The 6,725-nt window shown below is 59.3% G+C and carries 7 protein-coding genes; all 7 read left to right on the top strand.

What is annotated here, in order from left to right; all coding sequences use genetic code 11:
• A partial coding sequence (locus AC1D06_RS41290) for a TOBE domain-containing protein (protein WP_477991240.1) occupies positions 1-440 on the top strand: 440 nt, incomplete at its 5' end.
• Entirely contained in the window at positions 440-1,768 is a 1,329-nt protein-coding gene (locus AC1D06_RS41285; RefSeq protein ID WP_477991238.1) for a glycoside hydrolase family 172 protein, read from the top strand. The genes AC1D06_RS41290 and AC1D06_RS41285, both read left to right, overlap by 1 nt.
• Before the next feature lie 37 nt (positions 1,769-1,805).
• The gene (locus AC1D06_RS41280) at positions 1,806-3,095 is read left to right on the top strand and encodes an ABC transporter substrate-binding protein (RefSeq protein ID WP_477991237.1); all 1,290 of its coding nucleotides are present in this window, start codon (positions 1,806-1,808) and stop codon (positions 3,093-3,095) included.
• 2 nt (positions 3,096-3,097) lie between these two features.
• The gene (locus AC1D06_RS41275) at positions 3,098-4,018 is read left to right on the top strand and encodes a carbohydrate ABC transporter permease (protein WP_477991235.1); all 921 of its coding nucleotides are present in this window, start codon (positions 3,098-3,100) and stop codon (positions 4,016-4,018) included.
• 4 nt (positions 4,019-4,022) lie between these two features.
• The gene (locus AC1D06_RS41270) at positions 4,023-4,949 is read left to right on the top strand and encodes a carbohydrate ABC transporter permease (protein WP_477991233.1); all 927 of its coding nucleotides are present in this window, start codon (positions 4,023-4,025) and stop codon (positions 4,947-4,949) included.
• A 103-nt stretch (positions 4,950-5,052) separates the two neighbouring features.
• Positions 5,053-6,072, top strand: coding sequence for a LacI family DNA-binding transcriptional regulator (locus AC1D06_RS41265; RefSeq protein WP_477877408.1), 1,020 nt, complete (start codon positions 5,053-5,055; stop codon positions 6,070-6,072).
• Between the two features lie 490 nt (positions 6,073-6,562).
• Positions 6,563-6,725, top strand: a 163-nt coding sequence (locus AC1D06_RS41260) for a transposase (protein WP_477991242.1), incomplete at its 3' end; no start/stop codon positions are given.

The raw sequence follows: 6,725 nt of genomic DNA, 5'->3' as shown, positions 1-6,725 counted from the left end.
GCTCCCCTCTCGAACTGTACCGCACGCCGGCAAATCTGTTTGTCGCCGGTTTCATCGGCAGCCCGAAGATGAATTTCCTTCCGGTGACCATCCAGCGCGACGGCGAGCAATCGGTGGCGCGCGGTATGCTCGGCGCAGCCACACCGGCACCTGCCAGCACTTCCGGGCCTGCAACATTGGGCGTGCGACCGGAAGGTCTTGTCTTGTGCGAACCGCAACAGGGTTTTCTTCGGGCGCGCCTGCAGTTCGAGGAGCATCTCGGCGAGCATCGCCTGATCTATGCGCAGACGAGCGAGGGCATCGATCTGATCGCCAAGGAGGCCGATGGGCCGGCTCTCGCCGAGGATGCCTTGCTTCACTTCCGGTTTGCGCCAGAGAGCGCTCATTTCTTCGGGCCGGACGGAAATCGTCTCGGTCACTCAACCAAGGGGACCCATTAATGACGACTAGCAATCCAGGACATTCGATGCTTGCCGACCTCGCGCGCGTCAAGGACGCGCGGACAGGCCGCCTCTCCAGCTGGGATCAGGAGGGCAAGAACCAGGACTATTGGCTCATCCCGCCCAACTCGACCGTTCGCCTCGCCGAAATCGAGGGGCCTGGCTGCATCACGCATATTTGGATGACGCAATTCTGCCGTCGCGTGCTCGGCGCGGGTCTGATTGATCCGACTGCAGGCAATTGGGTCGCGCCGGTGTTCGAAATTCACAACGCGCTCGGCCTCAACTGGGAGGTCGCCGATCCGCACTATTATCGCAAGGTATTGCTCAAGATCTATTGGGACGGCCAGGAAATCCCCTCGGTCCTCGTTCCGCTCGGCGACTTCTTCTGCACCGGTCATTCGATGCCAGGCAACTTTTCCTCGCTGCCGATCTCGGTCTCGTGCAAGCCGGAGGAACGCTACCGCTTCGGCGGCAGTGCCGCATTCAACAGTTACTTCCAGATGCCCTTCGGCAAGCGTGCGATTATCGAAATCGAAAACCAGAACGATGTCCCCTATGGCCAGTATTTCTACATCGACTTTGAGCGCTACGAAGCGCCGCTCGCCGACGACATCGCCTATTTCCATGCTTCCTGGCGACGTGAGAACCCGTGTGGTGGTTGGGGCCCCAACCTGCAGACCAACAGTCCCGAAACCAACATTCCCAATCTCGACGGCAAGGAAAACTATGTCATCCTCGAGACCGAGGGGCACGGCCAATATGTCGGCTGCAATCTCTCGGTCGCGCATTTCCAGGGTTCATGGTGGGGTGAAGGCGACGAAATGATCTTCGTCGACGAGGACGCCTGGCCGCCGTCGATCCATGGCACCGGCACCGAGGACTATTTCAACCACGCCTGGGGAATGCAGAATAACGCCTTTCTGATGAATGGCTCGGTGATCCATGAAAGCATCGTGCCCGGCTATCAGGTTTCCTATCGTTTCCATCTCACCGATCCCGTCCGGTTCAAGAACCGCATTCGCGTGACGATCGAGCATGGCCATGCCAACCACCTCAGCGACGACTGGGCTTCGACCGCCTATTGGTACCAGACCCTTCCCTCTCCCAAACTCACCATCCTGCCTGTCGAGCAAAGGCTGCCGACGCCCCCGGGCGATCGCGCGCCCGAACGGATGGCACGCGAACGTCTCACCGCCGAGCAAGCTGCACAGATCGACGCCGCCGATCAGCGGTTCCGAACCTATAGCGAACTGCGTGAAGTCGAGATCGAAAAGAAGCTGGAGACGACACGCCGGCGCTCGGCCGCGAATGTTTCAACACGTTGAGTAACAGGCCGTCATCGGCTCTTTGGAGGAGGAGAAAATGAGCATGAACAGACGAGACTTTCTTGCCAGGACAACGGCTCTTGCGACGGGCGCACTGATGCCGGCCATGTTCCCGATCAGGGCGCTGGCCGGTGTTCCGGCCAAGGACACCACTGCGCACCTTTCGACCTATAACTGGGGCAATCCGTCGGAGGCGAAGGCCTATGGCCAAGCCTTCGAACGGTTCCGCAAGGTCTATCCGAACGTCACCGTGCAGGATAACATCGCGCCGATCTCGTCATGGTCTGATTATGCCGACAAGCTGGTGACCCAGATTGCCGGCGGCAATCCCCCCGACATCATCAATATCGCCATCGAGGGCGTACGGCTGGCCGTCGACAAGCAGCTGCTAAGGCCGCTTGACGATCTTATCGCCGCAGACCCGGACGCCACGGCGCTGGTGGACAAGATACCCGCCAAGCTGAAGGACGCCCTGACCGTCAATGGCAAACTCTACGAGATTCCCAATGGCGCACAGACCATGGTCATCCACTACAACACCCGGATCTTCAAGGAGGYGGGCGTCGAGCCGCCCCGCCCGGACTGGACATGGGATGACTTCGTTGCCATTGCCAAGAAGCTGACGACTGGGCAAGGGGACAAGAAGGTCTATGGCTATGGCCTGCCGTGGTTCAATTTCGCGATCCATCCCTGGTACCTGACCAACGGCACTTATCCGGTCACGCCGGATTTCAAGCATTCCAACCTGAACAACCCCAAGGTTCTCGAAGTCGCGAAGTTCATCCATTCGCTGGTCTACGAGCATGGCGTTTCGCCGGACCCGATCGGGCTCAATGTCTATGATCAGTTCGCCGCCGGGCGGTTCGCCATGGTCGGCGCTGGCCGCTGGCCGGTGACCGGCTGGGTCGCAAACGGCTTCACCGATTTCGACATCGTGCCCTGGCCGCGCAAGGAGACCGCGGCAACCGTGTTCGGCTGCGGCGGCTGGGGCATCAGCCCGCAATCCAAAAACCCTGAATTGGCTTTCGAAGCGATCAAGCAGTTGATATCGCTCGAAACCGTGACGGCGCTGATGGAAATCGGCCAGCAAATTCCGATCTACGAGGAAGCGGCGAAGAAGGAGAGTTTCCTGTCGGCACCGAAGAGCGCGCCGGTCTTCTTCGAGGCGTTGAAGACGGCAAAGCCAGTGGCGGCACCGGCTTTCTTCAACACGCTCGATCGCATTCTCGGCCGCACCTTCGATCAGATCATCACCGAGGAACTGTCGCCCGAGGATGCGTTGGCCGCGGCCCATGAGGAGCTCGAAGCCGAGATCCAACGGAGTTGATCATGAGCAAGATCGCAAACGATCAGGCGGCGGGTTGGTTCTCGCCGCAAAACCGCAAGGAGACGATCGCGGGTCTTCTATTCATCGCCCCGGCCTTGATCGGCTTTGCGGTATTCGTCGCAGGGCCGATGGTCGCCACGGTGGTTCTGAGTTTCATGAAATATGATCTGTTCAGCAGTCCACGTTTCGTTGGGCTGGACAATTTCAAAGCGATGGTCGCCGACAGGCGGCTTTGGAAGKTCTTCGGCAATACGGCCTTTTTCGCTGTTTTCGCAGTGGCCGGCAACGTCGGCCTCGGCATCGTGCTTGCGGTTCTGCTCAATCGCAATATGTCGAAGACGGTGCAATATGCCTACCGCGCGGCCTATTTCTTCCCGTCGCTGGTGGGTCTGATCTTCGTTGCCGTCATCTGGCAGTTTCTGTTTCAGCGCGACATCGGCGTCATCAACTACTATCTCGGTCTCGTTGGCATCGCACCCGTGCGTTGGCTCTCGAGCGCGCGCAATGCGGTATGGTCAGTCATCATCCTCGACATCTGGAAGAATGTCGGCTTTGCCATGCTGATCGCGACTGCGGGACTGCAGAGCATATCGAAGGACTACTACGACGCCGCACGCGTGGATGGATCGAGCAGCTTCAGGACCTTCTGGCAGATCACCGTGCCGCTGCTCTCGCCAACCATCCTGTTCCTGGCGACGATGAATACGATCGGTGCCTTCAAAGTCTTCGAGTCTATCGTGGTGCTGACCAATGGCGGGCCGGGCGACGCGTCCCGCAGTCTGGTCATGTACATTTACGAGCAGGGCTTCAAATCCTTCAACATGGGTTACGCCTCGGCAGTTTCACTGCTGCTGGTCGCAGTGACGGTCATCGTTACCGCCATCCAGTTCGGCGCTTCCAAGCGGTGGGCTTTCTATGAATAGACCGATGACCATCTCATGGGACCTGGCTCCTTCTGGTCAGCTGGCCAGTAAACTTTCGCCGGAAACACGTGCGCTGCTTGCAAGGCTGCGTACAATAATGGTCTACGTCGTGCTCGGGCTCGGCGCATTGCTGATGGTGGCACCCTTGCTGTGGATGTTCACCACCAGCTTTCGTCCGGTGTCAGAAGCCTTCTCGCTTCCGCCGCGCTGGCTGCCGGGCTTCAATTCCAGCTTGGAAAGCTATCGCCGGCTGCTAGCCTCCGACGTGCCGATTGGCCGCTTCTTCTGGAACTCGACCGTACTCGCCACATCGGTGACGCTCGGCTATGTCGCAACGACGACCATCGCCGGCTACGCCTTCGCGCGGCTCCGATTTCCATTCAAGAACGCGCTCTTCGTCCTGCTATTGGTCTCCCTGATGGTGCCAATCCAAACCATGTTGGTGCCGCTGTTTCTGCTGATGCGCGGTCTCGGCCTCGTCGACAGCCAATGGTCGRTCATCGTTCCCGGCCTCACCGGAGCATTCGCACCCGGCATGTCGGGCGTGTTCGGCATCTTCATGATGCGGCAGTTCTTCCTGACGCTTCCCAAGGAACTGTTCGAGGCGGCACGCGTCGACAATGCCGGACATTTCCGGACATTCTGGGCGATCGCCGTGCCGCTGGCAGGACCGCAGATTGCGGCGCTTTCGGTGATCATCTTCACCATGACGTGGAACGACTATTTCATGCCGCTGGTTTTCCTGAGCTCGGTCGACCAGATGGTGCTGCCCGTCGGCATCATGTCGATCCGTGATCCCGTCGGCAACTCGTCGGCCACTTCGGAAGTGATCGCGGCGGTGTCGCTGTCGATCCTGCCGGTTCTCATCGTCTTTCTAGTCGCACAACGTTGGATCGTCGATTCCTTCGTCCGCGCGGGTGTGAAAGGCTAACAGGGGTATGCGTGAACCGCTGGAGCCCATGGTCGCAGGCGCTGCTAAGATGCTATCTGTGCATCTGAGCAGCGTTTTGCGCGCAGAGACTTGAGGGAACAGAATGGTCAGCATCAAAGACGTTGCCGCACTCGCCGGCGTGTCGGATCGAACGGTATCGCGCGTGGTCAACGGCGAGGCCTTGATCCGACCGAAAACCAAGAAAAAAGTGCAGAAGGCGATCGAGACACTGGGCTACGTCCCGAACCAGGCGGCGCGATTGATGCGCACCAGCCGTTCTAATGTGCTTGGCTTGATCACCGATGTCGTTTCGACGACGCCGTTTTCAACCGACATCGTCCGCGGTATTCAAGATGCGTTGGATGGCACGTCCTATACTTTGCTGACGGTGAACACTTCCGCCAATCCGATAAAGGAGCAGCGTGCCTGGCAGATTTTCCGCGAGCATGGCATTGGCGGTGTATTCTACGTGACGATGTTTCATCGCCACGTACCGCCGGAGACGGAATTTCCGAATACGCCGACCGTCCTGGTAAACTGCAGCGCCCCCGACCAGGCTTTGCCTTCGATCGTGCCAGACGACTATCAAGGCGGTCTCGATGCTGTGCGCCATCTCGTCGAGCAGGGGCACCGAAAGATTGCCTATGTGGTGCTGAATGAACTGATCCTGGCGGCCGACCTTCGCGGCCGCGCATTCTTCGATGGGTTGGCGGCGGCCGGCATCGACGTGCGAAAGGAATGGATCGTCCCCGGGCGCGTGGGTGCCATATTTGCCGACAAGCTTGTGGCCTTCGAGAACGCACGACGCATTCTCAGCAATCCAGACCGACCGACGGCGGTTGTTTGCGGCAATGACGAAATCGCGCTGCAGGTCTATTGCGCCGCCACGGATCTCGGGTTGCGCGTGCCCGATGATGTCTCCATTATCGGATTTGACGATTTCCAAGTCATCACGACGGGCCTCCAGCCGCCCCTGACGACCATGGCATTGCCCTATCGCGATATGGGCGCTCTGGCCGTTCGAATGCTGCTCGACATCATCGCGGGCCAGCCCCCGAAAAAGAAACATGTCGAGTATCGCTGCGATCTTGTCGTTCGCAACTCGGTTTCCGCGCCAAAATAGCTGACGCTCGATCCGCTGACCAGCTCCTGATCCCGGCGGTCCCCAGCAGCGTGCTCCCGCGGCTCAAGCCGATGGCGTCTCCGGCCCCCGGCTTGACGGCGACATCGAAGCCGAGAAGGACCGCATCGCCCAGCAGATGGAACTGTTCAAGGCGGTGAACGCCCCCTGCATCGTCTACGGTGAGACCGCTGGTACAATTCGGGGTGACCGCAATGCGCCGCTGTCGACGAAGCACAAACTCTCCCAAGACGAGGTCCGGGTCTGCGGTCACAAGATGAATCAGTTCGGCGAATAGTACGCGGAACAGAGCATTGGCCGATGCGGTGCCATCGTTGGCACCCGATGATCACATCTTCGACTCACACCAAAATCATGGTCCATCGCCAGAGAACCATGGTGAGGCGATCGCCAGGACTCTGCACCCCGATCAAGTCGCTCACTGAACCGCGCCGGATTTGCCGGAGACCCCAACTCGTGAGAAGTAGGGTCTATGACAAGCAAGACGACGAACAAATTTTCCCCTGAAGTCCGCGCCCGCGCCGTTCGAATGGTGTCGGAACATGAGGCCGAACATTCTTCGCGATGGGCGGCTGTTTCCTCGATCGCGGCCAAGATTGGCTGCTCGGCACACACGCTCAATGAGTGGGTAAAGA

This window comes from Rhizobium sp. P2_G2 (genome assembly GCF_056403555.1).
This window is presented reverse-complemented; position numbering and strand designations above follow the sequence as displayed.